General features: G+C 69.0%; 16 protein-coding genes. 7 read left to right on the top strand and 9 right to left on the bottom strand.

All coding sequences use genetic code 11. The features are described 5' to 3' along the window. Nucleotides 1-161: 161 nt before the first annotated feature. From ACJ8AT_RS01770 to ACJ8AT_RS01760, 3 genes are all read left to right on the top strand, one after another. Nucleotides 162-1,127 carry a diguanylate cyclase gene (locus tag ACJ8AT_RS01770; protein WP_407735770.1) on the top strand — a complete coding sequence of 322 codons (966 nt, stop codon included), beginning with the start codon at nt 162-164 and terminating at the stop codon, nt 1,125-1,127. 47 nt (nt 1,128-1,174) lie between these two features. Beyond that, the gene (locus ACJ8AT_RS01765; RefSeq protein ID WP_407735769.1) at nt 1,175-2,905 is read left to right on the top strand and encodes a two-component system response regulator; all 1,731 of its coding nucleotides are present in this window, start codon (nt 1,175-1,177) and stop codon (nt 2,903-2,905) included. A 68-nt stretch (nt 2,906-2,973) separates the two neighbouring features. Further along, nucleotides 2,974-4,032, top strand: coding sequence for a lysylphosphatidylglycerol synthase domain-containing protein (locus tag ACJ8AT_RS01760; protein ID WP_407735768.1), 1,059 nt, complete (start codon nt 2,974-2,976; stop codon nt 4,030-4,032). 21 nt (nt 4,033-4,053) lie between these two features. Here the strand turns inward: ACJ8AT_RS01760 and miaA are convergent, their stop codons facing one another. Continuing rightward, nucleotides 4,054-4,944, bottom strand: a complete 891-nt coding sequence (miaA, locus tag ACJ8AT_RS01755; protein ID WP_407735767.1) for a tRNA (adenosine(37)-N6)-dimethylallyltransferase MiaA — start codon at nt 4,942-4,944, stop codon at nt 4,054-4,056. A 23-nt stretch (nt 4,945-4,967) separates the two neighbouring features. After that, nucleotides 4,968-7,535, bottom strand: coding sequence for a hypothetical protein (locus tag ACJ8AT_RS01750; RefSeq protein ID WP_407735766.1), 2,568 nt, complete (start codon nt 7,533-7,535; stop codon nt 4,968-4,970). 76 nt (nt 7,536-7,611) lie between these two features. Here ACJ8AT_RS01750 and rnhA point away from each other — a divergent pair, with 76 nt between their 5' ends. Further along, nucleotides 7,612-8,079: a ribonuclease HI gene (rnhA, locus tag ACJ8AT_RS01745; protein WP_407735765.1), complete on the top strand. Its 468-nt coding sequence runs from the start codon at nt 7,612-7,614 to the stop codon at nt 8,077-8,079. Between the two features lie 25 nt (nt 8,080-8,104). Here rnhA and ACJ8AT_RS01740 read toward each other — a convergent pair whose 3' ends face one another. After that, a complete protein-coding gene (locus ACJ8AT_RS01740; RefSeq protein ID WP_407735764.1) occupies nt 8,105-9,445 on the bottom strand; it encodes an MFS transporter in 1,341 nt (446 codons plus the stop codon). 179 nt (nt 9,446-9,624) lie between these two features. On the opposite strand from ACJ8AT_RS01740, the gene ACJ8AT_RS01735 reads away from it, so the two are divergent. Then, nucleotides 9,625-10,842 (top strand): serine/threonine-protein kinase, encoded by a 1,218-nt coding sequence (locus ACJ8AT_RS01735; RefSeq protein WP_407735763.1) that lies wholly within the window; start codon nt 9,625-9,627, stop codon nt 10,840-10,842. Between the two features lie 121 nt (nt 10,843-10,963). Here ACJ8AT_RS01735 and ACJ8AT_RS01730 read toward each other — a convergent pair whose 3' ends face one another. Continuing rightward, a complete protein-coding gene (locus ACJ8AT_RS01730; RefSeq protein WP_407735762.1) occupies nt 10,964-11,827 on the bottom strand; it encodes a hypothetical protein in 864 nt (287 codons plus the stop codon). A 274-nt stretch (nt 11,828-12,101) separates the two neighbouring features. Between ACJ8AT_RS01730 and ACJ8AT_RS01725 the strand changes: the two genes are divergently transcribed. Next, the gene (locus ACJ8AT_RS01725) at nt 12,102-13,265 is read left to right on the top strand and encodes a lipid II:glycine glycyltransferase FemX (protein WP_407735761.1); all 1,164 of its coding nucleotides are present in this window, start codon (nt 12,102-12,104) and stop codon (nt 13,263-13,265) included. Between the two features lie 18 nt (nt 13,266-13,283). Here ACJ8AT_RS01725 and ACJ8AT_RS01720 read toward each other — a convergent pair whose 3' ends face one another. Continuing rightward, on the bottom strand, nt 13,284-14,570 hold the full coding sequence (locus ACJ8AT_RS01720) for a hypothetical protein (RefSeq protein WP_407735760.1): 1,287 nt from the start codon (nt 14,568-14,570) through the stop codon (nt 13,284-13,286). 277 nt (nt 14,571-14,847) lie between these two features. On the opposite strand from ACJ8AT_RS01720, the gene ACJ8AT_RS01715 reads away from it, so the two are divergent. Further along, a complete protein-coding gene (locus tag ACJ8AT_RS01715) occupies nt 14,848-16,917 on the top strand; it encodes a polysaccharide biosynthesis protein (protein WP_407735759.1) in 2,070 nt (689 codons plus the stop codon). A 56-nt stretch (nt 16,918-16,973) separates the two neighbouring features. On the opposite strand, the gene ACJ8AT_RS01710 is transcribed toward ACJ8AT_RS01715, so the two are convergent. From ACJ8AT_RS01710 to ACJ8AT_RS01695, 4 genes are all read right to left on the bottom strand, one after another. Beyond that, the gene (locus ACJ8AT_RS01710) at nt 16,974-17,621 is read right to left on the bottom strand and encodes an acetyltransferase (RefSeq protein ID WP_407735758.1); all 648 of its coding nucleotides are present in this window, start codon (nt 17,619-17,621) and stop codon (nt 16,974-16,976) included. A gap of 41 nt (nt 17,622-17,662) precedes the next feature. After that, nucleotides 17,663-18,613, bottom strand: coding sequence for a GNAT family N-acetyltransferase (locus ACJ8AT_RS01705; RefSeq protein ID WP_407735757.1), 951 nt, complete (start codon nt 18,611-18,613; stop codon nt 17,663-17,665). Nucleotides 18,614-18,695: 82 nt separating this feature from the next. Then, nucleotides 18,696-19,652 (bottom strand): GNAT family N-acetyltransferase, encoded by a 957-nt coding sequence (locus ACJ8AT_RS01700; protein WP_407735756.1) that lies wholly within the window; start codon nt 19,650-19,652, stop codon nt 18,696-18,698. A gap of 98 nt (nt 19,653-19,750) precedes the next feature. Beyond that, the coding region (locus ACJ8AT_RS01695) for a UDP binding domain-containing protein (RefSeq protein ID WP_407735755.1) at nt 19,751-20,255 on the bottom strand (505 nt) is incomplete at its 5' end.

Raw genomic sequence — 20,255 nt, 5'->3', positions numbered from 1 at the left:
GGTCTCGGGTGAAGGTTGCGGAGGACAGCGAGTGCTCGGAGTACGGTGCGGTGGCGGCAGAAGCGCGAGGGGCGCATGGGCGTCAGGAGCACTCTGCGGGGCGTGGCGCTCGAGATCTTCGGCCTGCCATTTCGGAGCAGGCGTGCGCAACGGAGCGTTGCATGGAACGGCGCGGCTCTGGCAGTGAGCGGGCCCTCATCCTCATCATCGAGGACGATGCCGGTGTTCGAGACAGCCTCTCGGACCTGCTGGTGGCGAAGTTCGAGGTGTTGGCGGCGGCCGACGCGGAGGCCGGCGTGGAGCTGGCCCGCGAGCATCGGCCCAATCTCATCCTCCTGGATCGCTTCCTGCCCAGCGGGGATGGGCTGTCGGTGCTGGAGACCCTGCAGGGGGATGTGCGCACGGACGCCGTGCCTGTCATCTTCCTCACGGGCGACACGGACGAGGCCACCCTGGAGAGGTGCCTGGAGCGCGGGGCGGTGGACTTCATCCACAAGCCGGCCAGCGCTCGCGAGCTCTTGGCGCGGATCGATCGCGCGCTGCGCCAGAGCGAGCACCAGCACCGGCTCCGAGTGCTCGCCCAGACGGACGCCCTCACGGGGCTGGCCAACTTCCGGGCGCTGACGCTGCGGATGGAGGAGGAGTTCCGCCGCGCCAACCGCTACCAGTACCCGCTGTCCATCGTCGTGATCGATCTGGACCACCTCAAGGCCATCAACGATGGGATGGGCCATGACGTGGGCAACCGGGCGATCCTGGCGCTCGCCTCGCACCTGAAGGGCAACCTGCGCGAGTCGGACTTCGCGGCGCGCTTCGGCGGGGACGAGTTCGTCGCCCTGCTGCCGCACCAGACGGCCATCGAGGCGGCGGCGTTCGCCGAGCGCATCCGCGCCGGGCTGCGCAACGTGGTGGTGCAGCGCAGTGATGGGCGGCCGGCCCCCTTCGGGCTGAGCGTGAGCGTGGGGATCGCGGATCACTCGCAGGGCACGCCGCGGGAGAACACGGACGCGCTGCTGAAGGCGGCGGACGCGGCGCTCTACGTGGCCAAGCGAGAGGGCCGGGACCGGGTGGTGGTGTACGGCGCTTCCATGGGGGTTGCCCCTCCGGCGGTGGCGCAGCGGCACTGAGGCGATTCATTGAGAAGCAGACGCACCGAGGGCGAGCGGGGGCGCGGATGAGCGGAAGCAGGCTGGTGGGCGGTTCCAGGGTGGCGGTCATCGGCGGGGGCATTGCTGGCGCGGGGCTGGCCGCTTCCCTGCTCTTCAATGGACGGGCTCGGGGGATCTCGCTGGACGTGCGGGTGTACTCGGATGGGGATCCGGAGCGGGTGCCGCCTCCGGTGGTGTTGACCCCCGAGTGCCGCTCGCGCCTGGCCGCGCTCGGCTGCCGCGTCCCCATGGAGTGGCGCGTCCACGAGCTTCGCGGCGTGGAGATCCTGGCCCAGGGCCGCAGGGAGCTGCTGCCTGCTCCTCCGGGGGGGCTCTGGGTGGTGGATGGCTGGCCGCAGGGCCAGGGCGGGCTGGCGATCGTGCGCGAGGCGCTCGTCACCGCCGCGACGGCTCAGGGGGCCCGGTTCGTGGAGCGGCACGTGGATCGCGTGGAGAACCAGCCTCCGGCTCCGGATGCTCCGGCCGCGGTGCGCAACAGTGGTCCGCTGGTGGTCCGCGCCCAGGGCAGTGGCGAGCGCTTCCACGCGGCGGCCCTGGCCACGGGCGCGGGAGGGTTGCTCGGGGATGCGTTCTTCCCCGGGTTCCGGCCGGCGCCCACGGTGGCCGCGGTGCAGGCCCGGCTTCGCCACTGCTCCTCGCGGTTGACGCTCTCGCCGCTGGCCCGGCTGTGGATTGCTCCTTTGCCCACGGTGGATGGACTGTTCCTGCTGCCGGGCGCGCACTCGGTGTACGCGCTCGCCTTCGGGCCGGCGGTGACTCCGGCGGACCTGTGCCAGGCGCTGATGATGGCGGCGCGGGATGGGCTCGTGGAGGAGGGCTTCGAGCTGACGGCGCTGGAGACGACGCGGCTGCCCTTCGGGCCGGGCCGCTCGCTGGTGGCGCCCGGGCAGGTGGCCGTGGGGCCGGCGGCGCTGGGCCACCCGCTGCAACTGGGGCTGTCGGAGACGCTGGCCACGTGCAGCCGCGCGGCGGTGGGGCTGCTGGATGGGGGCCTGGAGCCCTCGGCGCTGGAGCGCCGGTATGTCCGCGAGGGGCTCTCGGAGCTGATGGAGGACGCGGCGGCGGGGGCTCGCTCGATCGCGTGGCTGCGGCGCGCGGGCCGCCGGGCCCCGGAGGCGTTCCTGGCTGCTCGGAGACGAGGCCCCGTGGGTGGCGTCTACAGCGGCGGAGTGCTGGGGCTGGCGGCCCCTACCCCGCTGGCGCTGCTGGCCTCGGCGCGGTGGGCCGGCATGCGCGAGGTGCTGGGCTCGTGGCTGCGGACGACGGTGGAGCCGGTGCCGACGACGATTCCCATGCTGGAGCCGGACCTCTACTACGTCGTGGATGACGATCCGGATGCCCGCGAGGCGATGACCCAGCTCCTGGAGTCCACGGGAGCGACGGTGGTGTCCTTCGCGGACGAGCTGGCGCTGTTCTGCGCGGTGGCGCGGCGGCCGCCCACCGCCATCCTGCTGGACGTGGTGCTGCACTGGGTAGATGGGCTCCGGCTGTGCGAGGGCCTCAAGCAGCACCCGCTGACTCGCAACACGCGGGTGGTGGTGATGAGCGGGCTGAACCGGCCGCACGTCCGGCAGCGGGCGCTGGATGCCGGCGCCGAGGCCTTCCTGCCCAAGCCCGTGGAGCCGAGCCGGCTGCTGCGGCTGCTGATGGGCCATGACGTCCAGCCTCCGGCTGCGGTCCCTGCGCGGGTCTCCGAGCCGGTCGCGGACGTGGAGTCTGGCCGCTACGCCTCCTGAAGCGGGAGCCATGAGGGCTTGGCCCTCGAAGCACGAATCCTGGAGTGACGGTGGAAGGGGTGGCGGCGATGGCGGGTCATCTGACCAGGAAGCAGATCCTCCTGTATGGCGCGGCGCTCGGGGTCGCGGGAGTGGGCCTCACGTGGGCCTTCCATGATGTGGACTTCCGGCAGGTCTGGGCGGAGGTGGCTCGACTGGGCCCGGCGGTGACATGGGTGCTGGTGCCCTATGGCGTCTCCGTGCTGTTCGACGGCATGGGCCTGCGAAGGATCCTCGCGGCCCTGGGCCGAGGCGCGCAGACTCTTCGGCTGGTGAGCATCCGGTTCGCCTCCGAGGCCCTCACGTTCAGCGTTCCCGGAGGCGCCGTGCTCTCGGATGGGGCCCGGCTCATGTTCCTCCAGTCGCGCTGCGATGTGCCCGTCACCGAGGGCGTCAGCTCCCTGGCCGCGCGCAAGTGCCTCGCCCTGAAGGGCCATGGCGTGTTCCTCGCGATCTCCACGGCGCTCGGCTGGGGCTTCCTCTCCGCGCGCTCGAAGGATCTGCTCGGCATCCCCGGGCTGCCCGTGTTCCTGGGCGGCACGGCGGTCGTGCTGTTGCTCGTGGCGGCTGGCACTGGGAAGGCCCTGAGCGGCGGTGGCACCGCGGCTCGGCTCGGCATGCTCCTGGAGCGGCTGCCCATGCGCGCCCTGCGGGCCTGGCTCGAGCGCCGGCGCGCGGCCTTCTCCCAGACGGACACGCACCTGGGACGAGCCCTGGAGCGGCGAGCTGGAGGACGTGCCGCCCCGTACTACCTCTTGATGTGGCTGGCCGAGGGCGTCGAGGGCTACCTTATGCTGCGCCTGCTCGGGCTTCCGGTGAGCTTCTTCGACGCGATGGCGATCGAGGCCGTCATCTCGGTGGCGCGCTCGGCGGCCTTCTTCGTGCCCGCGGGCCTGGGGATTCAGGACGCCAGCTATGTGGCGCTCTTGAGCGCCGGAGGCAAGGGAGCCTCGCTGGAGATGGCGGCCACCTTCGCCCTGCTCAAGCGAGCGCGGGAGCTGTTCTGGATGGGGCTGGGCTTCGCGCTGCTGCTCCATGGCCGGGCCCGGCAGCCGCGCGTGATCGCGGCCCGATCGGCGACGGGGTGACTGTGCTCCCGCAGAGGGGGTTCACAGCTTCCTCAGCGCGTCGTACGGCGGGGCCACGTGCACCGCGCCTGCCTCCTTGCGGAACCAGGTGAGCTGGCGCTTGGCGTAGCGACGCGTCTCCTGTGCCGTGTCCTGGATGGCCTCCTCATGTGTCATCCGGCCCTCCACCACTGCTCGCGACTGCACGTAACCCACGCTCCGCATGGGCGCCGCGTCCGCGTAGCCGCGGGCCAGGAGCTCCCGCGTCTCCTCCACGAGCCCTCTCGCGAACATGGCCTGTGTGCGCGCGTTGATCGTCTCGTAGAGCTGCTCGCGGGGCGGCTCCAGGACGAACATCCGGAACGGATACCGGTCGGGCGCGAAGCCGTGCTCCCGGCGCCACTGGGAGGCGGGGATGCCGGTCTGCGCGTGGATCTCCAGTGCGCGGATGATGCGAACCAGGTCCTGCGCCGGCAGCTTCGCCGCTGTCTCCGGATCCACCTCGGCGAGCTTGCGGTGCACGGCCTCCCGGCCCTCGGCGGCGGCCTGGGCCTCCAGCGCGGCCCGAAGCGTGGGGTTTGCTCCCGGCGCCTCGACCACTCCGTGCAGCAGAATGCGGAGGTACAGGCCCGTGCCGCCCACGACGAACACGGGCCGCCCACGCGAGGAGATGTCCTCAATCGCCGCGTCCGCCCGGCGCTGGTACTCGGCCGCGGAGAACGGATCGAGCGGCTCCACCACGGAGATCAGGTGGTGCGGCACTGCGGCGAGCTCTTCCGCGGACGGCTTGGCCGTGCCGATGTCGAAGAAGCGGTACACCTGCTGCGAGTCCGCGTTGACGATCTCCCCACCCGCGCGGCGAGCGAGCTCCACGGCGAGCCCCGTCTTGCCCGAGGCGGTCGGTCCCGCGATGACGGTGAGTGGCGGCTTCACGAGTGTGTCTGGGATATCAGCGGTCAACGAGGGGGCGACGCGGGGCAGGAAGCGGCACGGCCATTCTGGAGCATCGCGTAGTTGATCTCCTTTGCCTCGCTCTCCATGTACTCCTGCGCCAGCCTCGACAGCATCCACCCGAGGGGCAGGCGGACACCGCGCTGCTCGGCCGTGTCGGGGTCCTCGATTCCGAACCGGGAGCAGGAGAGAGCCCTGCCCGCCGGGCCCCCTTCTCGCAGGATGGAGCTCTGGGCGTAGTGCACGCGCCCATTGCGCGTCGACAGGATCGTCTGCACAGGGAGCAGGAGCTCATTGAAGAGGTGTGACGGCACGGAGTCCGCTGTCTCGCCATTGGTGATGAGGATGAGCTGGGGGACGAAGCGGTGATGGGTCTCCTCTTCCAGCTTCTTCGCCGCGGCGGAGACCTGGATGAGGAGATCCTCCGCCGTCGCGCAGCCCGAGTTTTCGAAGTAGCCACCGTCCACCACGTGGAAACCACTCGGGAGGGTGGCCCCTGGACTGACGTACGGGAAGCGAGCGCTGAGATGCACCGCGGTGCTCAGCCGCAGGTGGGAGCTCGACCAGCTCTCCTCCTGGACAACATCCGGGAAATCGGATCCCAGGACCAGATCGCTCGTCACGAAGCGGCCGCCACTCTCGACCAGCGTCGCGTTGAGCAGGAGCGAAGGAACATGGTGGCGCCGCTCGCCCTCCCAGAGCGCTTGGAAATCCTCCTTCAGGGGGTTGGTGTCCGGATCTCCGAGCCAGGCGTACTCCCACGAGCTCTCCAGCGCCCAGGCCCGATCCACACGCAGGGGGAACGGCAGGAAACGCTGAACCATGTCGGGGAACAGCAAGGCCCCCAGGGTCGGCGCGAGGAAGTCCTTCCCCAGGACACTGCGAGCGTGCTGCACGTGGTTGCGGTAGGCAGGCAGGCCCGCCGCCAGCTGCGACGCGAAGACCGCCGCGCCCAGGCTGCCTCCGGAGACGCCGCTGATGGCGAACAGGTGACGTGAGAATTGTCCGCCGCTCGTGTCCTCCAACTGCCCCAGCACCGCGGCCGTCCAGTAGGCCGCGCGGATCCCTCCTCCCTCCGTGGCCACGATGTACAGGGGATGAGCGTCCTCGGTGGCTCCCTGCGAGTGGGGCTCGGCATGCAGGGTGGAATGCCAGTCGCGCAAGCGCTCTTCCACGGTGAAGAGGTGGTGCGGCTTGCCCGGGAGCAGGCGGACGCCATGGTTGTCATTGACGAGGCTGAAGAGCACCACCATCCCCAGCAGCAGGCGGAAGGCAGGGAAGTGATAGCGCAGGCCACAGTAGATGAGGATGTTTCCCGCCTGCATCCAAACACAGACAGCCAGCAGGAGGGTTGCCGCCGCGCCAAACCATTGGCCGGTCTTCACGGGCATCACGCTGAAGGCGACGAAGACCACGACCCCCAGCAACACGCCGATCGTGAGGATGACCTGGACGTGCTGGGGCAGGCTCTCCGCCTCCCGGCCCTTGCGCCGGCGGACGGACTTGTAGGCGCGGAAGCGAAGGGCCTTTGGCAGAGAGAAGTAGCGCTCGGTGGCCCAGGCGAAGAGGACTCCAGCGCTCAAGGAGAGCAGGCCCATGGTGACGAGGATCCGCTGCCACGGGTGGATGAGGCCGTGCGTGGCTTGCGAGGCCCGAAGGCAGGCCAGGCCAATGACCCACCATGCGCACGCCCCCGTCACGCTGGGCAGCCATCGCTCCGCTCGATCCACCCAGGCTTTCCCGTCGAGCCGCTCATCCCCTTCGAACTGGAAGGACAGGAGCGTCCGCATCCAGTACCACATCGCGAAGGACCACAGGGCCGTGGTGAGCCCCAGGCCCACGGCCTCTCCCGGCGCCCTGCTGCTGCCGTACCGCTCGTGAAGATCCGAGGAGAGAGACTCTCCCGCCGCGCGCACGACATCCTGCCCTTGGGGGACGAAGATCAGCACCGCGGCGATGATTCCCAACAACACGAAGTGGAGCCAGATGGAGCGCAAGAGCAGAAACAGGTCTCGGGTGACACTCCAGCTCAGCCAGAGCACCAGGCAGTAGCCAATCACCACCGCGGCGAGGGTGAACTTGATCGCGGCGGCGGTGCTGGCGATGGGCGCCCAGGAGGGAGGCAGCACGCCGTGGAGGATTCCGAGCAGGACGCCGTTCTCCAGGCAGTCGAATCCTCCCGCCAGCACGGGCAGCGCCAGGAGCTTGCGGCCCGCGCGGACGAAGCCCTGCTGATCGGAGCGCGTCCGGAAGGCAGAGATGAGGGCAACGGCCAGCAGGAGCACGTAGGCCGCGATGAACAGGAAGTCCACCCGGAAGCTCAGACGGGCTGCCGCGAGTTTATCCGCGGCAGGTGGCGCCCCCCACTGAGAGAGGAGCAGCTCGAGCCTGGTGGCGCTCCAGGCGAACTCGAGATCGTTGATTTGGACCGGTGACATCTCACGCTGGAGCTTCGCCAGCCAGACAATCGACGCGCCCGCGAGAACAAGGCCGGCCGCGAGGGCCATGAGCAACACCCTGCGGCTGAGCCGCACCGCCCGCTCCAGACTGAAGACTTGAAGCCATGCCCGCATGAACCCCCTCCGAGGTGAGCCCCGCTCTGGATGATGACAGATACCAAAGCCGCGGGAGTAGGATGTGCGCGCCTCCATGAGCCTGCCCCTGGTCCACATCTACTGCGACGGCGCGTGCTCGCCGAACCCTGGCATCGGTGGCTGGGGCTCCATCCTCATCTCCCCGGCGCATGGCAACTTTCGCAAGGAGCTGAGCGGCGCAGAGCCTGACACCACCAACAACCGCATGGAGCTGACCGCGGCGCTCATGGCCCTGCGCGCGCTGAAGGCGCCATGCCGGGTGCAGCTCTTCACGGACTCGCAGTATGTGCGCAATGCCTTCGAGGAGAAGTGGCTCGACAAGTGGCAGCGCACGGGGTGGAAGACCTCCAGCAAGCAGCCCGTCCAGAACGCGGACCTCTGGCAGGCGCTCCTGGAGCAGGCGCGCACGCACCAGGTGAGCTGGAACTGGGTGCGAGGCCACTCCGGGCACGAGGAGAACGAGCGAGCCGACGCGCTGGCCGTGGCGGCCCGGCTGGCCCTGGCGGCGAACCTGGGCCGCTAGGACACACTCCGCGGCGGCCTCCGGCTCAGCTCTCCGCCGGGCCCGTTTGGTTGGACGCGGACTGCATCCCCGAGGCCACCTCCGGCAGGATCCCCAGCCGCACGTAGATGGGCCGCACCGCCTCGCGCAGCGCGGGCAGCCGCAGCCTCATCCATGCCGCTCCCAGCAGGCAGGCTCCCCCTCCGATGGCGATGGTCGTCGGCGCGCCGATCCGCGTGGCCAGCAGTCCCGCCAGCAGGCTGCCGAACGGCGCCGTCCCCATGAAGGCCATGGAGTAGAAGCTCATCAGCCGCCCGCGCATGCGCTCCTCGACAATGGTCTGCAGCACCGTGTTGCTCGCCGCCATCGTCACGATCATCCCGAAGCCCACCACCACCATCGTCAGCAGCGACAGCGCCACGTGGCGCGACAGGGCGAAGGCCACCAACCCCACTCCGAACAGCGTCGCGGTGGAGATGATGACGACGCCAAAGCCTCGCACCGTCCGCCGAGACGCCAGGAAACCGGCTCCGCAGAACGCTCCCAGCCCCGAGGCCGCCATCAGGAAGCCCAGCGTGTTCGGGCCGCCGTGCAGCACCTCCGAGGCCATCACCGGCATCAGCACCGTGAAGGGCATGCCCATCAGGCTCACCAGCGCCAGCAGTCCGAGGATGGCTCGGATCGGCGGGAAGCGGAAGGCGTAGTCGAAGCCCTCCTTCAGCTCGGTGAGCACATGCTGGGATTTGCGCTCGCGCGGGCGCAGGGTGATGCGCATGGCCAGCAGCGAGAGGATCACCGCCACGTAGCTGAACCCATCGATGAGGAAGCAGCCGCCCTCCCCCGCCGCGGCGATGAGCGCTCCGGCCACCGAGGGGCCCAGCAGCCTCGCCCCGTTGAACATGGAGGAGTTGAGCGCGATGGCGTTGGGCAGATCCGCCCGGTCCTCCACCATCTCCACCACGAACGACTGGCGCGCCGGGATGTCGAAGGCGTTGATGAGCCCCTGCAACACCATGAGCCAGGCGATCTCCCAGACGGTGATGATCCCCATGAGCGCCAGCACCGCCAGCGCGAACGACTGGAGCATCGACAGCACCTGGGTGACCACCAAGAGCCGGTGCCGGTTCCAGCGATCCACCAGCACCCCCGCGAACGGGCCCAGCAGGAAGGTGGGGATCTGCCCGCAGAACCCGATGATGCCCAGCAACATCGCCGAGCCCGTGAGCCGGTACACCAGCCAGCTCGTCGCCACGCGCGTGAGCCACGTGCCGATCAGCGACACGCTCTGCCCCAGGAAGAAGAGCCGGTAGTTGCGGTGGCTCAGCGCGCGGAGCAGGAACCTCCACCCACCCCGGCTCTGCCGCTCATCGGCGCCCTGTGCCGCCACCGTGCCTGCTCCTTCCTTCGACGCGCCGAATCTCCTCCAACTGCCGGTCCGCTCGCGCAGCATACCCCCCAGGAACGTAGTGCGCGCGGAGGAGTCCGTCCCATCGCCGTCTGACCGCTCGCCTGGTGGGGCTCCGCCCTCGCGTGCCTCTGAACTTTTCCGGTATCTTCCCCCGCCCCATGCACCCTGCCCCCCCTCCGCGCGGCTCGCTCGCCCCCGGGACGATGATCGCCGGCCGGTTCACGATCCAGCGGCTCGCTGGCCAGGGCGGAATCGGGTTCGTCTACCAGGCCCGCGACACCGCGAGTGGCCGCGCCGTCGCGCTCAAGCTCCTTCAGACCGTCGCCGACGAGGAGTCGGCTCGCCGCTTCGCCCGCGAGGCGGAGCTGCTCGCCCAGCTGCACCACCCGGGCATCGTCTCGTACGTCGCCCATGGGCTGACCGATGAGCGCCAGCCCTTCCTCGCCATGGAGTGGCTGGAAGGAGAGGACCTCTCACGGCGGATGGGGCGCCAGCCCCTGGCGCTCTCGGACACCCTGCTCTTGCTGCGCCGCGTCGCGGAGGTGCTCGCCGAAACCCACTCGCGCGGCATCGTCCACCGGGACATCAAACCCTCCAACCTCTTCCTGCGCGGCGGGCGCGTGGAGGAGCTGGTGCTGCTGGACTTCGGGCTGGCGCGCGTCTCGGCGACGTCCCAGGCATTCACCGGCAGCGCCATCGTGGTGGGCACTCCCGGGTACATGGCCCCCGAGCAGGCCTCGAGCCGGCCCGATCTCTCCCCCAGCGCCGACATCTTCTCCCTGGGCTGCGTGCTCTACGAGTGTCTCACCGGACAGTCTCCGTTCCGCGCCCCGCATATCGCGGCGGTGCTGGCCAAGATCCTCTTCGCCGAGCCGCCCTCGCTCCGCAGCGTCCGCCCCGAGCTGCCCGGCTCGCTCCAGGTGCTGGTGGACCGGATGTTGGCCAAGGAGCCCGAGCGGCGCATCCCGGACGGGGCCCACCTGCTGCGCACCCTCACGGAGCTGGATGGCTTGTCGGAGCTGCCGCCTCCCACGCGGGAGCCGGGCACCCCCTCCTCCGGGCTGACGCGAGCCGAGCAGCACCTGGTCAGCGTGCTGCTCGCCACTCCCTCGGCGCGGCTGGGCGAGACCGTCACGCTGAAGCCAGAGGATCCGGCTCACCTGCGCAAGCAGCTGGACACCCTGCAACAGCAGCTTCGGAGCCACAAGGCCCGGCCCACCCTGCTGGCGGAGGGCTCGCTGCTGGCCACCTTCCTGCTGGAGAGCCGAGGCAGCCCTGGCCCTGGGAGAGGACTCGGTGGCGGAGAAGGCCCTGCGCAAGGCTCAGCACCACCTGCACCTGCGCGCCAAGGATGTGATGGACCCGGCCGCGCGTGAGCGCTTCCTGACGCGGGTGCCCGAGAACGCCCGCACGCGGGAGCTGGCGCGCCAGCGCTGGGGTGAGGCCTGGGAGAGCGAGCTCGCCGCGTGATGCGAGGCTCGCGGCCCCCGGTCAGCCTCAGGCCTCGCCCGTCAGCCGGTAATACGTGTGCGGACGGCTCAGACGGATGAAGGTCTGCGCGAGCACATTCATGTCCCATTTGATGGGGACGCGGTCCACGACGAAGCCCATGTCATCCTTGAACTGACCCAGTTGCGGCACCTCTCGCGCATCCAGCCCGCCCACGAACGTGTGAACGTTCTTCATCCTGCGGCAGATCTGCGCGAACTCGAAGATGAGCCCCGTGGAGAGGTTGGTCGGCAGCGCCCACGTGGCGTAGAAGGCGTTGAACCCATACGCAATGCCATCCACCACATAGCCGTCGATGTACCCTCCCAGCTTGCCGTCAACCAGCCCCGCGAGCACGCACCAGTGGTCTGACTGGAAGTATCTCTTCACCTCCTGGAGGTAGCTCTCGCGCGAGGGGAGCTTCTTGTGCCGGGTCCGCGAGAGCGCATCCACCACCGTGTCGTAGCCCTGCTCCACCAGCAGCTCGGGGCCCGTGAGCTGCACGATCCGGACGAGCCGTTGACACTTCCGGAGCTTGTTCCGCCGGTTCGCGGAGAGCCCGTCCATGCCGTAGCTCTCGAGGTTTGGCAGCCGCACCACGGGGACCGTGCCGTTCGCGGCCTCGGAGTCCTCCGGCCTCAAGGCGGCTCGGTATCCCCAGCTCAAGGGGGTGGGCCGGGTCGCCTCCGCCGGGCGCAACCGCGCCAGGAGGTGGACGGGCTGGAAGAAGCCAGGGGCTCCGATCTGCTCCCAGTAGTGCCCGCCGTGGCAGATGATGCGCGCGCCCTCTTTGCGCCGGCGCTCCGCGAGCTCCTTCTCCGTGAGCACCGTGAAAGCCGCCTCTGAGGCGTCACGCACCTGGGGATCTGACATGTCTATTTCAGACCTTTCCGCGAGGAGCGGCTGGAAATGGCAAGCCGCATGTCCTCGCGCCGTCCTCATACCGTGGCGCTTGCGCGCGATCCGCACCTCACAGCGCGGATCGTTGCCGATCCGGAACTCTTTTCGTCACCCCATCGGAGTGATGCAACGGATTGTGAATTTATCGATGGCCTCCCGGAACCGGAGGGCGATGGTCCCAGACGTCCGCGTGTGGTCACTAAGCCATGCAGGCCGAGCGATCACCACTGAGAGGAGTGGACTGCCGATGCACCAGCTCATCTCGTTCGCAGAGCCGGAGCGCTGGGAGCACGCCTACGCACAGGCTTCACGGCAGGATGTCTACTATCGCCACGCCTATGCGGAGCTGTGTCACTGCATGGGGGATGGCGATCCCTTCCTCTTCGTGTACGAGGATGGCGCCGGACACAGGGTCTGCTACGCCTTCATCCGCAGGCCCCTCCAAGCGCTGCCCTTCGCCAGCGACGCGGGGCTCGAGGGTGACTGGTACGACATCATCAGCCCCACCTATGGCTACGGCGGCCCGCTCTGCGCCGAGCCTCACGAGCCGGTGCTCCGGGCGTTCCGGGCCGAGTTCGAGGCGTACTGCCGCGGCGCGAACATCGTCAGCGAGTTCATCCGCTTCCACCCCCTGCTGGGCAACCACCGGCTCCTGGAAGAGACGATGGACGTCATCCGCGATCGGGAGACCGTCTTCATCGATCTGAGCTGCTCGGAGGAAGAGCTCTTCGCGCGCTGCCACCCCCACCACCAGCGCAACCTCCGCAAGGCACTGAAGCACGGCCTGGAGTTCCGTGTGCTCGATGCGCACGAGTCGCTCCAGCAGCTCGACATGTTCTATCGCCTCTACCGGGCGACGATGGACAAGGTGGGCTCGGCCCCCTACTTCTACTTCTCCACCGAGTACCTGGAGCGGCTGTTCTCACGCTTCGGCTCGAACGCCGTGCTCGGCGCGGTGTACCTCGAGGGGAGGATGCTCTCGGCCGCCCTGTGCCTGCGCGAGGGAGACACGCTCGTCTACCACCTTGGAGCCTCCGACAAGGCGGCGCTGCACCTGGGCACCAACGTCTTCCAGTTCCACCAGATCGCCCAGTGGGCCAAGCGCCAGGGGCTCCGGGCCTTCCACCTGGGCGGAGGCCACCGGGGCCGGGACTCGCTCTTCCAGTTCAAGCACCGCTTCAACCCGGAGGGGACGCTCGAGTTCCACAGCGGGAGGAAGGTGCACCAACCCGAGGTGTATGCGCGCATGGTCCAGGCCTGGCAGCGCTACCACGCCTCAGCGCTCCCCGAGCCCTTCTTCCCGGCATACCGCAGCCCTCCGGTTGGCCACGCCATGGCTTCCGCTCCCAGGGCGGGAGCCCGCTTCGGGCCCACCGCCTCCCTTCGCCGGACGCCGCGGCTCGCGCGCTGACAGCTCGGGCTCGGGCGCCTACCGGGCCTCGGAGACGGGCTCCGAGACGGGCTCCGAGGCGCGGAGCTCGAGTGGGCTCTTGGCGTTGAAGCTCCTCGGCTTGAGTGAAAAGGACAGCCATTCGATGGGCATGTTCACCTCATCCTCATCCCGTGGCGTGTGCAGGTGCCGGTTGACGTACCACACCACCACGTCCTGCCCGTCCACGGATTGTCCGTTGACCATGGCGCTCACGTTCCGCGGCGCCGAGGTGCAGCTCGGGCTGATGTGAGGCGCGTAGTTGCCCACCGCGAGCGTCTCGCAGGGGCTGTACTGAGTCACCCAGACCTCGTGAGTGGCCCAGGGCTCCGCGGAGAGCTGGCCACTCCAGCGCCCCTCCAGCTCGGGGATGAGCTCGTAGCCGACGGTCCGCCCGTCACTGTTGGTGAGGCTCTTGTCGTAGATGCGCCACGTCGTATAGGCCTCCGGCACCACATCCTGGGCAGTCTCGGTGAGGATGGGCGTCACCACGTTGACGCCGCAGATGCCCGGCACGGCGCAGGAGTTGTCCGGAGAGGTCGTCGTGGACGGCTGGAAGCTCAACCGCTCGACCGCGTCGTTCGCCGCGCCCCCGATGTCAAAGTCCAACCGGTAGTAGATGTTGTGCAGGTGGGAGAGCGCGTAGGTCGGGGTGGCGTTCGCCTCGGAATCCACACGCGTTCCATAGGGGGCATAGGCCGCGCCCGTCGCGTACCGCGCGAGCCGCCCCGTCATCCCCAGCCGCGGCTCGATGCTCCCGTCGTCATGGAACTCCCACCGGTTGATGTATGTATACAGGCCGGCCTGCGAGGCCATGCTCACCGAGAGGCTCTCGCCGTGCTGGAAGGTGCCCTGATACTTCCAGGCGTAGCCGCGATCCTCGAGGTTCTCGCAGATGAGGTTGTTGACCAGCAGCGTCCCCCCCGCGCACTCCGCCGCGCTGAGCGGGATGGCGTTGACGCCCAGGCCGGCGCTGTTCTCGGAGACGTCCAGGAAGCGCGGCGTGCCCACGATATAGGGGACGTGGAGCTCCGCGATGTTCCCCTGACTGAGCACCAGCCGGGCCGTGCCTCCCCGAGGCGTGAAGCTGGCCACATGGATGACCATTCCCTCACACGGGCAGTTCTGGACAGTGAACTTCCACCGTGACCCCGAGGTGAAGGTGTGATCCACCAGGACGGCGGCGCTGCAGGCCGCGTACGTACAGCCTTGCGCCTCCGCGATCCGTCCAAAGCCGAGCATCATCACGAGACTCAACAGCCCCGGGATCCCACGAAACCCAGACATGTTTCCCCCTGTTTCAGACAGACCGAGACAGCGGCGGAGGAGTTAGGGATCCACTCCTGACACCGGCAACGGTTTGGGGGACAAGCCAGATGCCCACTGCCCATCAGGGGTTCAGCCTCCAGGGCCATGCTCTTGAGGGCAAGTTGGAACCCACGCCTGCACGCCCCACCCTCTCGCCGCGACTCGGGGGGAGCGCTGCGCGGCGTTTCTCTTCCGATGAGGGCGGGGGACACGGGGCGGGGGGGGACAGTGTCCGCGCATCTGAGGAGGCGAGTCGATGTCGCGAGGAGTGGGCGGAGAGGCTCTTTCCGGGGTGGGGCGTTCCATGGAGCCGCTGGAGGGGAGCCCGCGTTCCTGGCTCCGGCTGCGCCCGTTGCTCATGCTGCTGCTGGACACGGCGATCACCGCGAGCGCGCTCTTCGGAGCGGTGCTCCTGCGGTTCGATGGAGTCCTGCCCGAGCGCTGGGAGGCGGCCATTGAGCACCGGCTCCCCCTGCTGCTCACGGTCCGGTTGATCACCCTGCTCTGGTTCCGGCTGCACCGCTGGTCGTTCTACCGCTGCGGGCTGAGCGAGGCGGGCCGGCTCGCGCTGGCCAACGCGGTGGGCACCGTCGCCTTCGAGGCGCTCCGCTCCTTCTTCTTCTTCGAGCCCCTGCCCCGCTCCGTGATCGCCATCGAGTTCCTCTTCTCCACCGCGATGATGGGCATCTACCGCTTCGCCCCGCAGATGGTGCACCAGTGGTACCTGGATCAGCGCCGCTCGCGGGCGCGAGGCTCGCGGCGGACGATCATCGTCGGAGCGGGCAGCGCGGGAGATCTCCTGCTGCGGGACTTGCTGCGCACCCCGGGCAGCCCGTGGCACGTGATCGGGCTGGTGGATGACGATCCGGGCAAGCACGGCACGTTCCTCAGCGGCAAGCCGGTGCTCGGCGCCATCGAGGCCCTGCCGGAGCTGGTGGCGAAGCACCGCGTGAGCCAGGTGCTCATCGCCATCCCCCGCCTGTCTCCCGATCGCATCCGGCACATCCTCGGCCTGTGCAAGCACCAGAGCGTCGGCTTCAAGATCATCCCGGCCTCCTTCGCCTACCTGGACCAGAAGATCACCGCCGCGATGCTGCATGATCTCAGCCCGGAGGATCTGCTGCCTCGAGACGCGATCTCGTTCGATCAGGAGGAGATCCACCGGCTCATCGCCGGCCGGCGCATCCTCGTCACCGGCGGCGCGGGCTCCATTGGCAGCGAGATCGCCCGTCAGGTGGCAGGGCACTCGCCCGCGTCGCTCGTGCTGCTCGACATCAACGAGAACGAGCTCTACTTCCTCGTGCGCCAGCTGCAGGAGCGCTACCCGCAGCTGCCGGTGAGCTCCATCGTGGCGGACATCCGGGACGTCGGCCGGCTGATGCGCATTGGCATGGAGCACGCCCCGCAGTACGTGTTCCACGCGGCCGCGCACAAGCACGTGCCGTTGATGGAGGACTCGCCCGAGGAGGCCATCAAGAACAACGTCTTCGGCACCCGGAACGTGGCCCGCATGGCGGACGCCTGTGGCGTGGAGCGCTTCGTGCTCATCTCCACCGACAAGGCGGTCCATCCCTCCTCCGTCATGGGCGCCTCGAAGCGGCTCGCGGAGATGGTCATCCGGGACATCGCGGCCCACTCGCGCACCGCCTTCACCGCCGTGCGCTTCGGCAACGTGCTGGGCTCGGCGGGCAGCGTGGTGCCCCTGTTCAAGCAGCAGATCCAGCGCGGCGGGCCCGTCACCGTGACGCACCCGGACTGCACCCGCTACTTCATGACCATCCCCGAGGCGGTGGGGCTCGTGATGCTGGCGGGGCTGGGAGGTTACGGAGAGCTGTGCATCCTGGACATGGGCGCCCCTGTGCGAATCGCGGAGCTGGCCGCGAACATGATCACCATGGCGGGCCTGGTGCCGGGCAAGGACATCTCCATCGTCTACACAGGGCTGCGGCCGGGCGAGAAGCTCGAGGAGACGCTGTTCAGCGAGGAGGAGGAGCGCACCCAGCAGGTCCGCAACCGCATCAAGGTGGCCCAGAGCCCCGCCCCGCCCAAGGACTTCCACGTCCGGATCGAGCGGCTTGGCCGGGCGGCGCAGGCCGGAGACACGTTCGGCGTGAAGCTCGGCCTCTGCGGCCTGATCCCGACGTACACGCCGTCGAAGCTCCCCCTCGCGGCTCCGGCGCGTGCGGCCGTGAGCGCGCCGAGGACCCGGAGCGGGAGCCGGAACGTGGTGCGGACGCGCACGGGAGAGCTGCCGCTGCTGGCGGGCGAGCCCGTGGCGGAAAGCCTCCCCAGCCCAGAGCCGGCAGGAGCCCAGAAGCCAGTCTGAGGACTCACCCTCCGCGAGCGCCCGGCAGCCTGCCGGGCGATGCGCCTCCCGGCAACTCAGGAGCGCGAGCTTCGGTGGAGACGCGCGGGAATCCCGACCACCACCACGCCCGGGGGCACATCGGTGACGACCACCGCGCCGGCGCCCACCATCGCGTCGGGCCCGACGGCTTTGCCTGGCAGGACGGAGGCGCCAAGGCCCACGTGCGCGAGGGCGCCGATTCGCACCGCGCCCCCGAGCGTGGCGTTGGGCGCGAGGTGAGCGAACGCGCCGACCTCACAGTCGTGCTCGACGACGGCGCCGCTGTTGATGATGGCCCCGTCTCCGATCCGCGCATCCGGATTGATGACCGCCTGGGCCATGATGACGACACCCGCTCCGATCCGGGCGGAGGCGGCCACCGTGGCGTTTGGGTGGATCAAGGTGACCGGATCCAGCCCCAGTGCGGCGCACAGTTGATGGACGCGATGCCGAGCGCGCTTCTCCCCGATTCCCAGCGCGACGATGACTTCGGAGCGATGCGCTTCGAGCCAGCCGGCCCCTCCGAGCACGGGGAGGCCGAGCACCCTGCCGCCCTCGGGCGCCCCGTCATCGACAAAGCCAGCCACGGCCAGACCGCGGCACAGCGCGATGTCGGCGACCACCTTCCCGTGGCCGCCACAGCCATAGATGACCAGCTTGGGCGTTGTGTTCTTTTGTGCCACGGGCATTCACCAGATCGGCTGCGGCCGCTTGAGAGGGACGTTCAGCGAGACCCACGGTAGGCCGGGAAGTAGCCGCCGACGGAGCTGCCCGCGGACAGGCGGGAGTACGCCACGGGATCACAGATGATCTCGTGGGTGTGGAGGCGCGAGCTGGCGTTGGCGAAGCCCCGCTTGAACGCCTCGAGGCTGTCTCCCGGTTGGATTCCTCCTCCCAGGTTGAGCAGGAGCCCGAGCTGCCTGCAAAGCTCCACCATGGCCCCGAAGATGGCGTTCTTGGCCGGCGAGCGAGACAGGTATGCATCCGCCGTCCCGCCCAGGTAGTAGTGCAGCACGCCATCACTGATGACGCCGAGCGCCGAGGAGGCCACCTGGCCGTCCGGAGCCCACGTCGTCGCGATCCAGGCCGCGGGAGAGGAGAACACCTCCTCGAAGTACGCCTCCGGGAAGAAGTACCGGGATCTCGCCCCGTCCCGGACCATGGTTTGCCGGTAGGCCTCCTTGAAGCCCTCCCGCTCCTCGCGCGAGCTCTCTCTGGCCAGGCGGTAGGTGCTCACGAAGCCCAACCGGAGGTTGCGCCGCATCTGCCGGCTGGGCACTTCCCGGTACTTGATGGGCAGGCGGGGATCGATGAAGAACACCTCGTTGCGCGCCGTGGCCTCCGCGAAGCAGAGCGGACCAGAGACGCGGTCGCGCACGAAGATGCTGATCAGCTCGGTGCCTCGCCAATCCACCGCGTCCTTGGGCACCTCGCTCAGCCCGTCCAGCACTCCTCCGGGGAAGCCATAGGGGGAGACGGCGTCGCGGTACGGCGTGCCCTCGATGGAGCGCACCAGCAGTGGCAGCCTCAGCGCGCTTCCGTTGCTTCCCTCCAGCACGAGGGAGTGCGTCACGCCCTCGGCTCGCAGGTGGTGCGCGGAGCGGAAGTAGTCCTCCGACATCGCGAGCCGGCCCTCGTCCGGAACGAGGACGGCCCTCAGGTGCTTCGTTGTCATGCCCGCTGCCCCTCTTTCGCGCTCTCTTGCTCAAACTCCGGGGTAGGCCGGATGTTGGACTCTGGGGATGGGCCGTGGCGGCTCAGGACCGCGGCGCACGGTAGGCCGGGAAGTAGTCCGTTTGTGCGCGGCCCGCCGAGAGGCTCGCGTACACGGCCGGATCACAGACGATCTCGTGGGTATAGAGGTGCGCGCTGGCGTTGGCGAAACCGCGCTTGAACCACTCGAGGCTGTCTCCTGGCTGGATTCCTCCTCCCAGGTTGAAGGGCAGCCCGAGCTGCTGGCACAGCTCCAGCAGCGCCCCGAAGATGGCGTTCTTGGCCGGCGAGCGAGACAGGTATGCATCCGCCGTCCCGCCCAGGTAGTAGTGCAGCACGCCGTCGCTGGTGACACCGAGCGCCGAGGAGGCCACCTCCCCATTCGGGGCGAGTGTCGTGGCGAGCCAGACGGCCGGAGAGGAGAACACCTCCTCGAAGTACGCCTCCGAGAAGAAGTACCGGGGTTTGGCCTTGTCGCGGACCATGGTCTGCCGGTAGATGGCCTTGAAGCCCTCCCGCTCCTCGCGCGAGCTGCCTCGAGCCGGGCGGTAGGTGCTCACGAAGCCCTGCTCCGTGTTGCGCCGCATCTGCCTGCGAGACTCCGCGCGGAACTTGATGGGCAGGCGGGGATCGATCAGGAACACCTCGTTGCGCGCGGTGGCGCCCGCGAAGCAACACGGGCTGCAGATGCGATCGCGCACGAAGACGCTGACCAGCCCGGTGTCTCGCCAGTCCACCGACTCCTTGGGCAGCTCGCTCAACCCCTCCAACATGCCGCCCGGGTAGCCGTAAGGAGAGACGGCGTCGCTGTAGGGCGTGCCCTCGATGGGCTGCACGACGAGCGGGAGTCGCAGCGATCTTCCCGCTCCTCCGTCGATGACGAGCGTGTGGGTTACCCCCTCGGCCCGCAGGTGGTGTGCGGAGCGGAAGTAGTCCTCCGACAGGGCAGCGCTGCCCCCGTCGGGAACCAGAACGGCCCTCGGCTGCTTCATCGTCATCATGCCTGTCAGCGCCCCCTGTCCAAGATTCCCCGGCTTTTGCCGCGTTTGCGGCCCCCTGCCCTCTTCCACTCCCGGCCCCAGGCTGGGCCTTGCGACGGCTAGGCCTTGGTGACCTTCTCGCGCCCCGGGCCCACCCGCTTGGTGGCGTTGCGCGTGTCGATGACACACTGGGACTTCTGCACCACCATGGCGTAGTCGATGCACGAGTGGTCCGTGAGGATCACCACCGCGTCGTACCGGCCCAGCGTCTCCGGCGATAGCGGCACCGAGCTCATCTCGTGGTGGAAGCCGTGGCCCTTCTCCAGCTTGGGCACGTACGGATCGTGGTAGCTGACCTCCGCGCCTCGCTCCTTGAGCAATGAGATGACCCGCAGGCTGGGGCTCTCGCGCATGTCGTCGATGTCCTTCTTGTAGGCCGCGCCCAGGCACAGCACCTTGGCGCCGTTGAGCGTCTTCTTGTGCTGGTTGAGCGCCTCCATGGTGCGCTGCACCACGTAGTACGGCATCTGCGTGTTCACCTCGCCGGCCAGCTCGATGAACTTGGTGTGGAACTCGAACTCGCGCGCCTTCCACGTCAGGTAGAACGGATCGATGGGGATGCAG

This window comes from Hyalangium sp. (assembly GCF_045802625.1).
GTDB lineage: Bacteria > Myxococcota > Myxococcia > Myxococcales > Myxococcaceae > Hyalangium.
Note: the sequence above shows the minus strand (reverse complement) of the source record. Positions and strands in the feature narration are given on the sequence as shown.

Excerpts from the sequence above, each read along its gene's own strand:
- ACJ8AT_RS01770 (WP_407735770.1), top strand. The coding sequence starts at position 162 with ATGGAACGGCGCGGCTCTGGCAGTGAGCGGGCCCTCATCCTCATCATC.
- ACJ8AT_RS01765 (WP_407735769.1), top strand. The coding sequence starts at position 1,175 with ATGAGCGGAAGCAGGCTGGTGGGCGGTTCCAGGGTGGCGGTCATCGGC.
- ACJ8AT_RS01760 (WP_407735768.1), top strand. The coding sequence starts at position 2,974 with ATGGCGGGTCATCTGACCAGGAAGCAGATCCTCCTGTATGGCGCGGCG.
- ACJ8AT_RS01750 (WP_407735766.1), bottom strand. The coding sequence starts at position 7,535 with ATGCGGGCATGGCTTCAAGTCTTCAGTCTGGAGCGGGCGGTGCGGCTC.
- rnhA (WP_407735765.1), top strand. The coding sequence starts at position 7,612 with ATGAGCCTGCCCCTGGTCCACATCTACTGCGACGGCGCGTGCTCGCCG.
- ACJ8AT_RS01735 (WP_407735763.1), top strand. The coding sequence starts at position 9,625 with ATGCACCCTGCCCCCCCTCCGCGCGGCTCGCTCGCCCCCGGGACGATG.
- ACJ8AT_RS01730 (WP_407735762.1), bottom strand. The coding sequence starts at position 11,827 with ATGTCAGATCCCCAGGTGCGTGACGCCTCAGAGGCGGCTTTCACGGTG.
- ACJ8AT_RS01725 (WP_407735761.1), top strand. The coding sequence starts at position 12,102 with ATGCACCAGCTCATCTCGTTCGCAGAGCCGGAGCGCTGGGAGCACGCC.
- ACJ8AT_RS01720 (WP_407735760.1), bottom strand. The coding sequence starts at position 14,570 with ATGTCTGGGTTTCGTGGGATCCCGGGGCTGTTGAGTCTCGTGATGATG.
- ACJ8AT_RS01715 (WP_407735759.1), top strand. The coding sequence starts at position 14,848 with ATGTCGCGAGGAGTGGGCGGAGAGGCTCTTTCCGGGGTGGGGCGTTCC.
- ACJ8AT_RS01705 (WP_407735757.1), bottom strand. The coding sequence starts at position 18,613 with ATGACAACGAAGCACCTGAGGGCCGTCCTCGTTCCGGACGAGGGCCGG.
- ACJ8AT_RS01700 (WP_407735756.1), bottom strand. The coding sequence starts at position 19,652 with ATGATGACGATGAAGCAGCCGAGGGCCGTTCTGGTTCCCGACGGGGGC.